This is a genomic window from Nostoc sp. CALU 1950 (assembly GCF_051172895.1).
GTDB classification, from domain to species: Bacteria; Cyanobacteriota; Cyanobacteriia; order Cyanobacteriales; family Nostocaceae; genus Nostoc; species Nostoc edaphicum_A.
The window spans coordinates 20,992-34,583 of the sequence record NZ_JBDNJQ010000086.1 but is presented as its reverse complement, the minus strand read 5'-3'; the positions used below and the strand labels follow the sequence as shown (position 1 = coordinate 34,583).

Here is a 13,592-nt window from a genome sequence, read left to right as displayed (position 1 = left end):
GCCTTGACCGCCTTAGTGGATAAACTACCAGAGATTTTGCCAGAAGCACTGGCTGCCGCTAGGCCAATTCAGGATGAGTATTTGTGTGCCAATGCCTTGATAGCCTTAGCAGACAAACTACCAGAAGTCTTGCCAGAAGCACTGGCTGCTGCTCGGTCAATTGAGTCTGACGGATACCGCGCTATTGCTTTGATTGCCTTAGTAGAAAAACTTCCATCAGAGTTGTTATTAGAAGCACTGCCTGCTTTTAGGTCGATTCATGATGAAAGATATCGTGCTAATGCCTTAAGAGCCTTAGCAGAAAAACTGCCAGAAGTGTTTCCAGAAGTAGTGGCTGCTGCTAAGGGATTTCAACTGGAAAGATATCGCGCCGATGCTTTGAGAGCCTCAGCAGAAAAACTGCCAGAAGTGTTGCCAGAAGCACTAGCTGCCGCTCGGTCAATTGGGGATGAGTATGAGCGCGCTATTGCCTTGAGAGCCTTAAGAGAAAAACTGCCAGAAGTGTTGCCAGAAGCACTAGCTGCTGCTCGGTTAATTCAGGATGAAAGATCCCGCACCGATGCCTTGAGTCCCTTAGTTCCCAGTTTGTCACAAATACCATCTGCAAGACTTTTCCCCCTTTGGAGAGATACGCTTCATGAGTTATCCCTTCGCACTCGTCCTAATTTGCTGCAAGATATCAAGGTATTGTTTCCAGTTATATTTGCATTAGGTGGTAAAACAGCAACAGCAGAAATTGTCTGTGCTATTCAGGATGTAGCGCGATGGTGGCGGTGAAGGTATTGAGCCGAGACGGCTCCTCAGTCAATTACGCTACTGCGTTTACGCACAACTTGGGGTTTTTTGTACAAACCAAAGTTGATCCGCTATATAACGCCTGAAAGCCTTGCTAACAGAGGACTACAAAAATAAAATTGCTCTTTGACCCGAAAATTGCAAAAAAGCCTGTTTTGGCTGTGCCAATTGAATACATAGAAAGACTAGATCATTCAAGCCGCAGGCGAACGAATTTCTCCATGTTGCCGAATGTGTTCAACTAACCGCTTGGTTTCACCACCAGCTAATTCTAGTTCCCTGAGATTGCCCACCAAAATAAACAATTCCCTTGCCCTACTAACGGCGGTATTTAGTAAATTAGGTTTGCGGTTGAGGAACCAAAAACTATGCTCTTGGTGACACTGGTAAGGAGAAAAGATAATGGCTGCTTTCTCTCCTCCCTGGAAGGTGTGAACTGTGCCAATATCATCCCAAGAAAAGTTTCGCCAACGGTTAGATAGTCGATACTTGAGCGCGTTAGCTTGCTGCGAAAACGGCGACATCACCCCAATTGTCTTTGAGTTGTCATCCTTAGTAGAATACCCATGTTTTAGCAAGGACGCAATTATAGTTTCTACAGCATCAATTTCTTCTGGATTGGTATTATGGGTGTGGCTTCCCTCGACATGGTAAGCCAGCAGGTGCTTGACTGTTGCAGTCGGGTCATAATCTGAAAGGATTTGCAGACCACCAGGATAGTTGGGGCTGCAAAACTGAATAATAGGTGGGGTGCAACGGTAATGATTAGAGAGAATAATGCCATTGCCTAAGTCGCCTTCTGCACCACTAGCACCAGCAGCGCGGTGATAAGCGGTAGCTGTGTATTTGGCAGTGGGGGCATAGCGATAGTAATCTTCATTCCCCATGCCCCGATCCAGAAAGGCAGTTTTCAGATATTGTTTGATGGTATCGTCGCAAAGATTAACTATTGGCTCAATTTGTTGGGGGTCGCCAGCCACTACTGCCCGTTGCGATCGCACCAGCAAGGGAAATAATTGATGTATAAGAGTTGTACCTGCCTCATCCACCAGTGCCAGCTTTACGCTATTGGGTTGGAGAATTGGCAACATATTACGCATTGATTGGAGGGTGGAGGTAATGACAGGGAAAATCAAGCTCAAGTCACGGTAGATGGCATCACTATCACTTTCTAACTTGAGCAATGCCTCTCCGTCGCCCGTCAAGACGCTGCCATAAGTTGACAATGCCCTCATAACGCTCTCCTTGCGTCGGAGAACTTCTTGCAATAGAAACGCCCAGGCACGTTGAAATAGTTCTAGCTGCAATGAGTGATGGTCACGGTAAAAACGACTGTAGAAATCCTCTTGGGGGTAACTATCGAGTTGTTTTTGGAAAAGTTGATGTTCTGCTTGTTTTAACTCTAGTTCCTTATTTAAAGCTGTTAGCTGGGTTTGAATTTCAGTTACTCCCCGGTTAAAATTCTGCCATTGCTGTGAAAAATCTAGTTTTTGGGTAACAGAAGCCTGGGCTGCGGTTAAACTAGGGTGGTCAAGGGGGGTCTGAAAAGGATGCCCTGTCGCCAAGGTGTTTAACACAGCTGCGTTGATTCGCAAAGCCAAGCGGCGAAAAATTCGCTGATCGGTAGTAGCATTAAGCCAGTTCAAGGCGCGTTTGGTGATGGAGTCAGACTCTTTTGGTAGTTCTCGTTCTGCCTGGGATAAAGCTTCTTGTATTTGCTGGTAAGCATCAAGGGGAAAATTTGCGTAATCAGACAAACTTGATAGCTGTTCAACTAGAGCTTGTAACTCGGCAGATTTAGCAGAAATATCGTTATTGAGAGATTGAATTTCTCCATCCAGTTGCGATCGCCGTTCAACATCAGTGACTTTTTGAGCAGTATTAAAGCGGTCTTGCTCTATCAGTTGTTGAATTTCACTTTCTGCTTGCAGTAATTCGAGTTTGGCTTGTTGCCAAGCAGATTGGTTAAATTCAGCATTACGCAGCCAATCTTGGGTTGATTGCAGTTTGGGTAAGGTTTCCTTACGGATATTAGCTTGATTGCCGCCTGGAAGATAAAACTGTTGAGCAGGAGAATCTATAGCCAGTCGTTGTTGGAATTTTTTAACTGTGCTGTTATTAGCGCCGACAAAGAATATTAAATTATTTACATCATCAAGACCGTGAACAAGCCGTAACGCTCGATTTACTACTTGCTGGGCTATGAGGTGCAGAAACACCTCCGTTTTTCCATTTCCTGGTGGCCCACAAACAGCAGTTAGTAAATTCTCCTGGGCGTGTTTGAGAACAGAGGCTTGAAATTCATCAGGTGCGTGTGAAGGGAAAGCTCCCCAGAACATCACCTCATCTCTGGGTAATTGTGGCTGACCCCAAAGGTACTGCATTGCTGGGTGAGTTTCAGTTAGCCATTCGCTATTACACTCAGGTTGTTGAAGTTCCTTGAGGATTTCTTGTATGTCAAGTTTCAGAAGGGCATTGTAAGGTGTAAAGTCGCAGCGAAGCAAATAAGGTTGTCGAGAGGTTTTGTATTTTCCTTCGGGTAAATCTACCAGTTCGAGAAAGTCTCGAAGCGTTGGGAATCTTCCTTTAAATGTGTCTTCTAAAAATTTTCCAATTCCTGACGCAACAATCAGTGATTCGGCTTGCTCCTCCTCTAGTCCGTACAGCCGCATCAAATTAACAACCACTGGCTGAAACTCGTATTCGGTCAAGTCCCAACCCGTTTTGCGGTAATTACCTTTAAAGATGGGTGAAATATCAATTGTGAATAAAGGCAGGTATTTCAGCTTTTGCTCTTTGCCCTTGCCGTTGATTATATAGATTTGTGGGAAAGCAACAGCCATCTGAACATCATTTTTGTTCCCTCTTTTAGCTGCTTGTTGCTGTTGCTGGAATTGCGTAAATACTTCGCTATCTAACAGTAGCTTGTTGCCAACAAGCTGCACTCCCTTATCTACTACTTTTGAATAGATATCTGAAGAACGCTCAACTTCAGCTTGAGTCAGTTCTTCTAACCTGATATAGCCTAACCAAGCTTGTACTATCTGGATAAGTTTTTCTGACTCTAGCATGGGAACACTTGTAGGAGAGACTGCACTAACTGGTACTCTCCTTAACTTAATATTTTTTGTCGTTTGTCGCAAACATACCGCAGTAGTCAACAGTTTTCCACAACAGTTTTCACAATTCTAGTTGCTCAGAACGTTATGAAAGCGTTTCCACGCCAGAATAGTTAAGGATTTTCGCGTCAACAGTTAACAAAGGACACCCATAATTTCTGGCTGTAGCTACAATAATTTGGTCAAAAGGGTCGCTATGAAATCCGCTTAATTGAGTTGAATCAACCACTATCGGCAGGGTTAAATTTAATAGCTGTACTCCGGGATAAGCCAAAGCTGTTTCCAACCATTCATTAACTGAACAAGAAAAAACCAGTCGCTTTTTTTCGACTAATTTGGCGACTTCCCAACAAGAAACAATACTTACTCCCAAACCCTGAGATTGATATTCTTCTATCCACTCTCGATACTTTGTAGTTAGTTTGGAGTTATCGTCAACCCACCAAACCCAGATATGGGTATCAAGTACGATCATTGCAAAACTTCCCAATCTGACAAGGCAACAGGTTCTGTTGGATCATCGTAACGGATTACTTGACCGCGCAGTGGATAAATATTTGTTTCTGGTTGGCTAGGTGCTGCTCCTTTATTTTGTGGAGTTTTAGCTGACAGAATAATCACCTCCACAGCATCCCCCGCATGAAAAGGTAAGCCCCGTAACATCAAAGTTCCATCTTCCGTTAAAACAGCTTCTATTTTGTGAGCTTCCATCTTACTACTCCTATTTGTTAATGGAGAAAAAGAGAAACGGATCTTACTTTCTCTAGTTTTTTTATTATGGCACTTTGGCTCCCCTGACTTTTTAGCCGTAACTTGCGTAAGTCATGATTTCGAGAGAACCGGGGAGCAGTGGCAACTTGAGCTTACTCAACATTTGTCAGCGTCTCCAATTGAGCAAGTAGTTTCTCTATCTGTTTGCGCTTCTTAGGGTCTGACCAAATACGGGACTTTCTTAGTTTGGTAGTCGCAGCAGTAAAGCGCTCTTTATAATCGTTCGACTCGGTGTTTTCGTTAGAGGCTGGGGTTTTCTTCTCAATAATGCGCTGTCTGATTTCACTTAAAGACCAGTTGTTAGCAATAGCTTGTTCTAAAAATGCAACGCGCTCATCTAATTTCTGAATCTGGGCGATGGCTTTGGCTTTGGTGTACTCAAGTGAGCCTTCCCTTAGCGCATCAAGGATATCTTCTGGGAGGTTGAGCAAGGGTAGACGGTTCTTAACAAAAGATTCCCAAGTCATTAACCCTAAGCCATCAAACACAGATTCAACGATTTTGAGGTCTGGGTTTACAGCAGGCTCCTGATTGAGGTCGGAATTATCTGTTTCAGTTTCGCCCATAACGTTATGGGTAGATAATTCAATATCACCTTCATCGTCACTGATAACGTTATTGGTAGAATCATTTTCAACTCCGCCCATAACGTTATGGGTAGGTTCATCACCTTTGCCATCGTGTGCGCCCATAACGTTATGGGTAACTGTAGATGCTTTGTTTTGTAGGCGTTGTAGACGATACAGTAATGGGGGTATCTCCTCAACACTTCGACCTAGTTTGAGAGACAGCAGTTGCAGGATACCTTCAGTTTCTTCAACTGGATTCAGGTCTTCTCGAAGTAAGTTTTCTATAAGTGCAAATTGAAAAGCTGCGTTGTCGTCTAACTCTCGGATGACGACGGGGACAACTTTCAGTCCAATACTTAAGGCAGCACGATAGCGGCGTTCTCCTGCGACTAATTCGTGTTTCTCTCCATCAAGGGGGCGTACTAAAATGGGCTGCAAGATGCCATGCTGTTTGATGGATTCAGTTAACTGCTTTAATGCTTCCGAGTCAAAGTAACGGCGCGGTTGATTAGGTGGCAGAGAAATCTGGTCTAATGAAATGGACACTTGAGAATCGGCATTAATAACGCCTGTGGTGTCCCAAGGTACATCAATTTTGCTTTTGAGAGGTTGGCTGGCTTTAGTAGTGCGTCTCATTTTAAGGATTCTAAACTAACGGCTATTTTTTTCAAGATGGCGACAGATGGATGCTTGGGATCGTAAACTGCAAGGGGCATTCGTTCCTCTGAAGCATCAACAAAAGCAGTGGAGCGAGGAATCGGGGCAAAGACAGTTCCGGCACTTGCTAGTTGTTCGGTGATGGCTGCTAGGGTGCGAGTGTCCTGGGAGTTACGGGCATCATATTTTGTAGGCACAAATCCGGCTATTTGCAATTTGCGGTTTGGTTTGTTACGTACTGTAGCAACCGTTTTTAGTAATTCGCCTGTTCCCTCAAAGGCTTTGAAATGAGTTTCTAGGGGAACGAGAACATGGGTAGCAGCTACAAGGGAGATGTAAGAGAGTAGCCCTAAGCTGGGAGGGCAATCTATGAGGATGAAATCGTAATTCTCTTGGATTGGTTCGATGGCTTCTTTCAGACGAAAATCGCGCATGGAAGCACTAACCAATTGCATTTCTGCCGTACTCAGAGAGATGTTAGCAGGTGCTAAATCCATGCCATGAATTCCTTCAATAATTGGCAGGGGTTGTTCATCCACAATGGCATTATTGACAGTTTGCTCTATGTCTCTTGGAACCAAGCCCATAAAAATAGTTAAGCTGGCTTGGGGGTCTATGTCGATGAGCAGCACACGATGACCCAGTTGTGCTATTTGGTAGCCCAGGTTTTGGGTAAGGGTGGTTTTGGCAACACCTCCCGCCTGATTAAAAACTGCGATGATTCGGCTCATAAGTGAGTTGGTTTACCTGCCCCGTTACAATTAAAGATAACTGGTGATGGGGCAATCAGTACTGTTTATTTTTGTCCGAGGCTGCTGTTTTATTTAAAATTGTGATGATATAGGTTATAGCCGAATGGGAGAAGCAAAACGACGCAAACAGATTTTAGGTGATACCTACGGTACATCAGAAACTGTAAACCAGACAATACAAATTGCCAAGAAAAAAAATGATGTGCTGCTGCCATCCGGTTTTCTACCTGATTTTGGTTTAGAGGTGTCCTCACAAATAGGAGAACAACCTTTTCGCCTGACTGTTTTAGAACTAGAAAAATTCAAAGTAATTCTGGATGCTGAAAAAGGCACGTTGGCAATCACTTTTGTCCCTTTACAGCTTTCTATGACTTCGGTCAGTGGCAGTGTCAATTCGCCAATAGTTACCCGGAGAACTATGATGGCGCTGGAGATTTATAACCCGGACAGGAGTAAAGTTGATGCAGTAACAGAAGCACTGAATAAAGGCATAGATGTAAAAGCTAATTGGTCAAAAAGGTTTTTTAGCCAAAATCCCATTTACAAAGAATTGGTTGTGCCAATTCATATAATGCCTGATGAGGAAGATAGGTTAGGTTTACAACATATTGCTGACCAGATTTAACATTTTTTCATGCCCCTTCCTTGCTGCCACTTTTCCTTTCTTCTCCTGAAGCGGTAGCAAGGAAAGGGCAGCATGTTAGGATCATCGGCTAAGGTTTACTTGTCGTCTTCCCCCATAATCCCGACATCCAAAACTGCGATCGCGCTTTATGGGTTAATCTGGGACTGGTAGGAAATATTAATGAAAGAGAAATTTTAATGCTTTCAGGAACAATTCAACCTTACAGTCAAAGACAGACCGTTTTACGAACCGATGACGGTGATTTCCTGATTCCTGGGCAAGAAATTCACCGCTTGGGTTTGTGGCGAATGCTCCGGTTGGGTCTATTGTGGGAGCAAAAGGCAACTGCCCAAGCAGACCAATCGTTTATGAATGATACTCAATTTCTTGGAATTATTGGAATTATCAAGTTTAATACGCTGCAACTTGAAAACTTCTCAGCACTCATTGAAGCAAGCAAGCAATTACAGCGCCAGACATAATTATCAATTAGTTTATTGGTAAAAGTGCAGATATCTGCAAAACTTTCCCCCTGGCTCTTAGCTTCGACCGAGCAAGGAAGTTGCTCAACATTGGCGAGTATAATCCTTATAAATAACACTTATTAGCGAAGTTACCAAATTTTTCTTAACTTATTTTGTTACTTGCCCTGGGTTTTAACATGACACCAAATGAATCTAATTATAGTGATGTCGTTGAAGTAAATGGTGTTAGTTTTCAAACGGAAATACAGTCAATTATTCTTACTCCGCCTGTACCTTGGGCAAAAAAAACTGTCAGGTTAGGTATTCATGTCACTAATAAAACAGCTAAATGTCTCTATTTCGAGCGATTAGATTCCCTTGCGCGATTTCCAAATTTAATTGATGATAGTGGGAATGTAATAGAAATTGACAGTGATATATTGCGATTATGGGTTGAAGGAGAGCCTTATTATTTAGTCCAACCCGGAGAAAGTACGTTTTTTAGTTTAGAAACTTTTTTATGTAGAAAACTTTTTAATTTACATCTAAAAATTTATAACGAGGCAGGCGGTTTCATGTATTTTAATAATCTTAAACATGAAAAATATAAACTTCAGATTTTTTACAGAGGAACTGGTCAAAAGCCGATACTTCCAGTAGAAGAAAGCAATTCAGTAACATCTTGGTGTGGGGAAGTTACTATACCTTTTGTAGATTTCTGCATAGGTAATTAAAACCGTTAATTGATGCTAAATGCTTTACAGTAGAAGCTTTCACCCCAATGTCGTTTAACCAAAATTTAAGAACTCGTTGCGGATCATGCGACGAAGTGGAGTCTTCGGGGCGGGCTAATTGGACTGGTCAGCCCAACGATTGATTACTCTGCCCGTCCCGAAGACCGCATGAGTCGAGCGCAGCGGCAACGAGTTCGGTCTGCACGGCGCGGATCACAAACTAAAACCACGGTCAAGCTGTTTCTGCTTTTCTTGCTCCTCCCTGAGATGAGCTTCTAATTCCTGACTCCAATCAGGATTATGGGTTTTGAGCCTTTTACCCTGTGGCAACAATTCTAATACTGCACTAGCTGTTTTATTACCAAGATCATCATTATTGAATGCTACGACAACCCTACTGAAACTCTTGAGAAATTCCATAGGTAGGTTATTCGGGTCATCAGCTACTATCAACATGGTTCTACTTGGTGGTAGCCCTTTGCAACTTGAGATCAGGTAGGTTGCTGCTGACATCGCATCAATTGGTGTAGAACACAGAAAGACGTTTTCTACCTTGTCCGTTGGTTGCCCTCCCAATCTCAGATAAAACCAACCATAAGGTGTAGAGGTGTTTTGGTCGTACTCCACAGCACGATGATTTTCTCTAGGCTTTGACCAAACTAATGCGCCAGTTTTTTCACCATCTAAATCACGCTTGATAAACAAAATATTTCGTTGCTCATCCATGTAAAGCAACTGATTATTATGTAATCCTTGCACAATATAATCTGGTATGTAGCGTTTCTCGTCCAAATACTTGTGCAACACTTGCCAAACAACTTTATCCTCTGGTGGTGGAGTGAACTGGGGCTGTTGTTTGCGTTCAATTTCTTGAAAGAGTTTTTCTAACTGCTCAACTGGGAGTGGTTTAACAGGTTTGAGCAGCAATTCATGAATAGGTTCATCATCACGTTCTGTTTGGTAGTCAACGCCAAGATGTTTTTGCAAACCGGGGAAGGTATAAGCTGCACCTAACTGTGTACCACTAAAAGCTTGCCCATCTTTCTCATAAGAAATGCCTTTAGACTTCCCATTCCTAGTAAAACCTGTCCTGACGCTAATTCCTGCTTGCTGCAAACGCATAATCAGCGTTGGCATTTGGGGACTATCAACTCTAGCCTTATCAATTGTCTGCTGAAGTTCCTCTTTAATAGTGCGTCCTGGTGGCTGCTCAAGTTTACCTAGTTCATATTCTTCTTGCTCTCGTCTTATGCGCCTAATTTGTCCGGTGCTGGGTGTGCGATTCAGTTTCTCTCTACTGCCCTGGACTTGCACTAACTCATAATCATGTTCAATTTGTCGCAGAACTTTTTCAGAGCGAACATAATCCCAGGAATCATGGACTACTAGCCCTGTATCCATCCTGATTCTACTGGCGGCAATGTGGATGTGGTCGTCGTCGGTATTATGGTGGCGAAAGATGGCAAACTGATTGGCATCAAAACCCATTTCCTTCATGTAGCGATCGCCAATCTCGCTCCACTTTTCATCATCTAATTTGTCCCCCTTGGCGGCGGATAATGAGACATGGTAAACAACTCGGTCTGCATCAGAATTAAGTTGTCTCGACAGCTTAAATTCCCGCGCCAATTCACGGGCATTTCTCCCGCTCATGTTGCCGCCGATTAGTTTGGCATCTTCGCGTGATTCTAAATAATCCAACAGCTTGCGAAAACCTCTGCCCTTAGTCTGCTTCCCAATCATCCTCTTCGTCTTCCTGTTCCGAATCTTCCGAATCAATGTCAGGCGAGGCAATGTCTCGTCTGCACTGATGTAGCAGTTCTAAAAGCTCTCTTAGTAGTTGTGGATCAGCAGGTAAAGTTCGCCCAATTTTTAGGGCTGTGTTAGTTGCCTTGACAAGCTGGTTTAGGTTATTCCCGATTTGTCCTAATTCCCAATATGTTTGTAAGCTAATTTTACTCAGTCGTTTTGGCAATGGACGCATCAACGCATTACGCCTCATCAGTTCACTTGCTGACATCCCCGCGTCAAGTGATTTTATCCGAATCATATCCAGTTCGATGTCGCTCAACCTGACTGGGAAAATATGCTTTCGGACTAGAGCTTTAGACTGCTTGCGATTCGCCATAAATCGAGAAAATATCGGGACATTGCGAGGGGGGTTTTTTAAGGGGGGTTTCCCCACTTGAACCAGTCTGCCGTTCGAGCGCAGCGAGACAAAGCGTAAGCTTTGAGGCATGGCTGGCTTCTAGCCCAAATACGGGGGTAGTGAGGTGTCAGGTGTTACGGGTGTACGGAGGACACAGCAGGAAGCTGAGGGCGGGAGTACTTTCGGCGTAGCCATGCTGCTGATCATCCTACAACTTAGAGGGGAGGATAGCAACAGCGTAGCCGGAATTTGAGATAATCGAGCATGAGGTAAATTCTAGTTCGGCGTAGCCACAATAAATGAAATAAAAACGGCGTAGCCGCTATATGAAAATTCTCTGATTCAGCGTAGCTGGCACACAATATAATAGTCCGGCGTAGCCACAATACTAAAAAATAATTCAGCGAAGCTGTTTTAAGTAAAAGTCTAGATTCAGCGTAGCTGTAATAGTCAGATTTTTTAGCATTAGCTTGAATAAGACTACCAGCGAAGCTGCCACACTAAAAAATATAAGGCGTAGCCGTAATAGGAAAAGCTAATTCGGCGTAGCCGCAATAGCCGATTTTTGTAGGATTTTGAAAACCAATTGGTACAAATTTTTTCAAATAGCCGATAATTATCAGTTAATCGGGATTCATGAGATAACCATGATTGAGCATCAGAATTCAGAAGTAATCACGAGAGATAAGATTGATAAGGCCATCAATTTGCTGAAAGAACAGAAGCCGAAAGAGCGAGAAGATGTATCGGACAGAGACGCAGTTCGGAAGATGAGGAGATATATTGAAAAACTGACTTCTGATAAGTACGGCTACAGTTATGATGAAGTTTCAGAGATGCTGAAGGATCTGGGCATCAATTTGAGTGGCAGCAGAATCAAATATTTAATAGGTGAGTTGAGGAAAAGCAGCCGTCGCCAGAAAAAAACATCTTCAAGCGACAATAATAATCCGTCATCAAATCCAGCTACTGAAACGTAAGCTTTCAGTGGTAAGTACTGCGTCAGATCAAGCTAGTAGTGAGCCGGAGGAATCAACAGTAAATAGTGCAAAGGGCAAGAGAAAAAGTAAACAGCCAACAGCACAGGAGCAATCGGCACAATCAAACCTAGAGGGTGAATTAAACAACACTGCCTTTCAACCAAAACTTTACAGTGCTGAAGATTTATAAACTGGTTGAATTATGAGTCAAACTTACCCGATTAATGGAGAAAGAGCAGCACTGAATATTTAATTAATAGCAAGGTTTAAGTCGAGCTAGACAATCCATAAATATTAGGTTGTCTAACTCGTTAATCAGATGCACACTTAATCAATATTTCGTTGGAGTCTCTAACTTTTGTGATTAGGCAGGTTAGAGATTTTTATTTCAATAGATAACCAGCTACACCAGCTAAAAATAATTTCGAGAACTCGAATAATACAGCCCTCGCTTTAACATCAAAAACAGCAAATACAGCCAAAACGCTGTAAACGATAAATGCAAAAATTGTAGTCTGATTAAGCATATATCCTCAAAATTGATGACGTACATCTATTTACAAGAGTAGATGCTTGGACTCAAAAATCATGAATTTTGTAGTTCTTGTTACATTTTTATATTGTAAAAATGACTTTTCTCTTCACTCATTTAAGTAAATAACGGCAGATAGTTTTTTTGTGGTAATTTTAACAGTATTTTCAGTGAGTGTTAGACATTTACTATTCAGATGAGTTGATTACTATAGAGATTGTTACTTAATGCAATGTAATTTTTTTTAATTAGAATTAGATTAAAACACAGAACAGTATTATTAATAAAAAAATATGGGTTCTTCAGTTCCCGCATCCAGTATTAGTAATACTTGTGGAAACTTCAGCCACCTGTTTTAAGGGATTTTCAGGAGATGATTCTGATTCAGTAATCAGGATCGGGAAGTATCCACTAGCAAACCACGTTTCATCGTCGGGTAAATACGCCACGTTTTTATTACTACCACTATAAAGACTGTCTAATAGCAGGAGTAATATTTTTTTAAACGCTGCATGAAGCGTTGACTATGTGTGGCAAACTACAAATAGCAACCTGATAGGTTGCTCATTCTCCAGCAAGTTCTCGCGCAATATCCATGTTTGCAGCGAGTACACGCACGATTTCAACAGGGGTTTCTCCTCGGTATATCAGGAAATAGCGGGGATGCACCAACCAGAAACGGACGGGCAATGGGGTCAGGTCGGAACGATACTGCCCTATTCTGGGGTTATCTGTCAGCAATTCACAGGCCGAAAGAAGTTTATCAAGCATCCGTTCGGCAGCATCTAGATTATCTCGCGCAATATAAGCGTAAATTCTCGCCAAGTCTTCTTCTGCTTGCTCGGAGAGAACATAAGGTTTTGGGTTCATCACACAGGGGGTTTCATAAACTTTTGCGCCTTGTTACGAATGCGCTCCCGTGCGCCAGAGGCGGTCAGACTTTGGCCATTGTCAAGTTGGCCTAGACCAATGGCAATCTGTTCATTGAGCCATAGTTTATATTCCTCGGAATGGTCGTTAAAGCGTTTCAACAGACGCAATCCTTCCCGAATCACTTCACTTTGAGAATGGTACAAACCAGACTCAACCTGTTTCTGCACAAACGCTTCTAGCTCAGGAGTCAGGGAAATATTCATTTATGCCTCACCTTCTAACCAGAATAGCTATTATAATAACAGTTTTTGTTATTACTGGCTTTGCAGTTGTCTTTGTAACCTTGCGATGGCAAACCAGTTTTCATCATCGGTTAAATTCGTAACGTTTTTATTACTACCGCTATTAAGACTATCTAATAGCAGGAGTAATATTTTTTAAAACGTAGCCCAGCCCTCGAAGCATTACAATTCTCAAAGCTTTAGTTTAATTAGACTGATGACGTTCACCTATTCTCTATACCCAGATAATTGGTCAGAAATTGCCACGGACGTTAAGCAACAAGCCCAGTG

General features: G+C 42.6%; 15 protein-coding genes and 1 pseudogene. 6 read left to right on the top strand and 10 right to left on the bottom strand.

Annotated elements, in window-relative coordinates:
• Positions 1 to 777 (top strand): annotated as a pseudogene (locus ABF638_RS22165) (hypothetical protein); the annotation flags it as partial.
• Positions 778 to 989: 212 nt separating this feature from the next.
• On the opposite strand, the gene ABF638_RS22160 reads toward ABF638_RS22165, so the two are convergent.
• From ABF638_RS22160 to ABF638_RS22140, 5 genes are all read right to left on the bottom strand, one after another.
• On the bottom strand, positions 990 to 3,938 hold the full coding sequence (locus ABF638_RS22160; RefSeq protein WP_435025131.1) for a DEAD/DEAH box helicase: 2,949 nt from the start codon (positions 3,936 to 3,938) through the stop codon (positions 990 to 992).
• Positions 3,939 to 3,999: 61 nt separating this feature from the next.
• On the bottom strand, positions 4,000 to 4,389 hold the full coding sequence (locus ABF638_RS22155; protein WP_069071960.1) for a type II toxin-antitoxin system VapC family toxin: 390 nt from the start codon (positions 4,387 to 4,389) through the stop codon (positions 4,000 to 4,002).
• Positions 4,386 to 4,625 (bottom strand): hypothetical protein, encoded by a 240-nt coding sequence (locus ABF638_RS22150; RefSeq protein WP_069071961.1) that lies wholly within the window; start codon positions 4,623 to 4,625, stop codon positions 4,386 to 4,388. Before ABF638_RS22150 ends, ABF638_RS22155 begins: the two co-directional genes overlap by 4 nt.
• Before the next feature lie 152 nt (positions 4,626 to 4,777).
• Positions 4,778 to 5,890: a ParB/RepB/Spo0J family partition protein gene (locus ABF638_RS22145; protein WP_435025129.1), complete on the bottom strand. Its 1,113-nt coding sequence runs from the start codon at positions 5,888 to 5,890 to the stop codon at positions 4,778 to 4,780.
• A complete protein-coding gene (locus tag ABF638_RS22140) occupies positions 5,887 to 6,642 on the bottom strand; it encodes a ParA family protein (RefSeq protein ID WP_435025128.1) in 756 nt (251 codons plus the stop codon). The genes ABF638_RS22145 and ABF638_RS22140 overlap by 4 nt, the downstream gene beginning before the upstream one ends.
• Before the next feature lie 124 nt (positions 6,643 to 6,766).
• Between ABF638_RS22140 and ABF638_RS22135 the strand changes: the two genes are divergently transcribed.
• The 3 genes from ABF638_RS22135 to ABF638_RS22125 all read left to right on the top strand — a co-directional run bounded on the left by ABF638_RS22135 (position 6,767) and on the right by ABF638_RS22125 (position 8,486).
• A complete protein-coding gene (locus ABF638_RS22135; RefSeq protein WP_435025127.1) occupies positions 6,767 to 7,288 on the top strand; it encodes a DUF2839 family protein in 522 nt (173 codons plus the stop codon).
• 197 nt (positions 7,289 to 7,485) lie between these two features.
• On the top strand, positions 7,486 to 7,770 hold the full coding sequence (locus ABF638_RS22130; RefSeq protein WP_435025126.1) for a hypothetical protein: 285 nt from the start codon (positions 7,486 to 7,488) through the stop codon (positions 7,768 to 7,770).
• A 179-nt stretch (positions 7,771 to 7,949) separates the two neighbouring features.
• Entirely contained in the window at positions 7,950 to 8,486 is a 537-nt protein-coding gene (locus ABF638_RS22125; protein ID WP_435025125.1) for a hypothetical protein, read from the top strand.
• Between the two features lie 213 nt (positions 8,487 to 8,699).
• On the opposite strand, the gene ABF638_RS22120 is transcribed toward ABF638_RS22125, so the two are convergent.
• Together ABF638_RS22120 and ABF638_RS22115 are read right to left on the bottom strand one after the other, a co-directional pair.
• Positions 8,700 to 10,229 carry a relaxase/mobilization nuclease domain-containing protein gene (locus ABF638_RS22120; protein ID WP_435025124.1) on the bottom strand — a complete coding sequence of 510 codons (1,530 nt, stop codon included), beginning with the start codon at positions 10,227 to 10,229 and terminating at the stop codon, positions 8,700 to 8,702.
• Positions 10,210 to 10,725: a plasmid mobilization protein gene (locus ABF638_RS22115; RefSeq protein ID WP_435025123.1), complete on the bottom strand. Its 516-nt coding sequence runs from the start codon at positions 10,723 to 10,725 to the stop codon at positions 10,210 to 10,212. Before ABF638_RS22115 ends, ABF638_RS22120 begins: the two co-directional genes overlap by 20 nt.
• Before the next feature lie 485 nt (positions 10,726 to 11,210).
• Here ABF638_RS22115 and ABF638_RS22110 point away from each other — a divergent pair, with 485 nt between their 5' ends.
• Together ABF638_RS22110 and ABF638_RS22105 are read left to right on the top strand one after the other, a co-directional pair.
• Positions 11,211 to 11,615: a hypothetical protein gene (locus tag ABF638_RS22110; protein ID WP_435025121.1), complete on the top strand. Its 405-nt coding sequence runs from the start codon at positions 11,211 to 11,213 to the stop codon at positions 11,613 to 11,615.
• Between the two features lie 7 nt (positions 11,616 to 11,622).
• Positions 11,623 to 11,805: a hypothetical protein gene (locus ABF638_RS22105; RefSeq protein ID WP_435025120.1), complete on the top strand. Its 183-nt coding sequence runs from the start codon at positions 11,623 to 11,625 to the stop codon at positions 11,803 to 11,805.
• 193 nt (positions 11,806 to 11,998) lie between these two features.
• Here ABF638_RS22105 and ABF638_RS22100 read toward each other — a convergent pair whose 3' ends face one another.
• The 3 genes from ABF638_RS22100 to ABF638_RS22090 form a co-directional block, all read right to left on the bottom strand.
• Positions 11,999 to 12,142: a hypothetical protein gene (locus ABF638_RS22100; RefSeq protein WP_435025119.1), complete on the bottom strand. Its 144-nt coding sequence runs from the start codon at positions 12,140 to 12,142 to the stop codon at positions 11,999 to 12,001.
• A gap of 569 nt (positions 12,143 to 12,711) precedes the next feature.
• Positions 12,712 to 13,017 (bottom strand): type II toxin-antitoxin system RelE/ParE family toxin, encoded by a 306-nt coding sequence (locus ABF638_RS22095; protein WP_435025132.1) that lies wholly within the window; start codon positions 13,015 to 13,017, stop codon positions 12,712 to 12,714.
• Complete coding sequence (locus ABF638_RS22090) at positions 13,017 to 13,283, bottom strand: type II toxin-antitoxin system ParD family antitoxin (RefSeq protein ID WP_435025118.1); 267 nt, start codon at positions 13,281 to 13,283, stop codon at positions 13,017 to 13,019. Before ABF638_RS22090 ends, ABF638_RS22095 begins: the two co-directional genes overlap by 1 nt.
• Between the last annotated feature and the right edge of the window lie 309 nt (positions 13,284 to 13,592).

Excerpts from the sequence above, each read along its gene's own strand:
- ABF638_RS22135 (WP_435025127.1), top strand. The coding sequence starts at position 6,767 with ATGGGAGAAGCAAAACGACGCAAACAGATTTTAGGTGATACCTACGGT.
- ABF638_RS22155 (WP_069071960.1), bottom strand. The coding sequence starts at position 4,389 with ATGATCGTACTTGATACCCATATCTGGGTTTGGTGGGTTGACGATAAC.
- ABF638_RS22145 (WP_435025129.1), bottom strand. The coding sequence starts at position 5,890 with ATGAGACGCACTACTAAAGCCAGCCAACCTCTCAAAAGCAAAATTGAT.
- ABF638_RS22115 (WP_435025123.1), bottom strand. The coding sequence starts at position 10,725 with ATGCCTCAAAGCTTACGCTTTGTCTCGCTGCGCTCGAACGGCAGACTG.
- ABF638_RS22100 (WP_435025119.1), bottom strand. The coding sequence starts at position 12,142 with ATGCTTAATCAGACTACAATTTTTGCATTTATCGTTTACAGCGTTTTG.
- ABF638_RS22130 (WP_435025126.1), top strand. The coding sequence starts at position 7,486 with ATGCTTTCAGGAACAATTCAACCTTACAGTCAAAGACAGACCGTTTTA.
- ABF638_RS22125 (WP_435025125.1), top strand. The coding sequence starts at position 7,950 with ATGACACCAAATGAATCTAATTATAGTGATGTCGTTGAAGTAAATGGT.
- ABF638_RS22090 (WP_435025118.1), bottom strand. The coding sequence starts at position 13,283 with ATGAATATTTCCCTGACTCCTGAGCTAGAAGCGTTTGTGCAGAAACAG.
- ABF638_RS22120 (WP_435025124.1), bottom strand. The coding sequence starts at position 10,229 with ATGATTGGGAAGCAGACTAAGGGCAGAGGTTTTCGCAAGCTGTTGGAT.
- ABF638_RS22095 (WP_435025132.1), bottom strand. The coding sequence starts at position 13,017 with ATGAACCCAAAACCTTATGTTCTCTCCGAGCAAGCAGAAGAAGACTTG.
- ABF638_RS22140 (WP_435025128.1), bottom strand. The coding sequence starts at position 6,642 with ATGAGCCGAATCATCGCAGTTTTTAATCAGGCGGGAGGTGTTGCCAAA.
- ABF638_RS22150 (WP_069071961.1), bottom strand. The coding sequence starts at position 4,625 with ATGGAAGCTCACAAAATAGAAGCTGTTTTAACGGAAGATGGAACTTTG.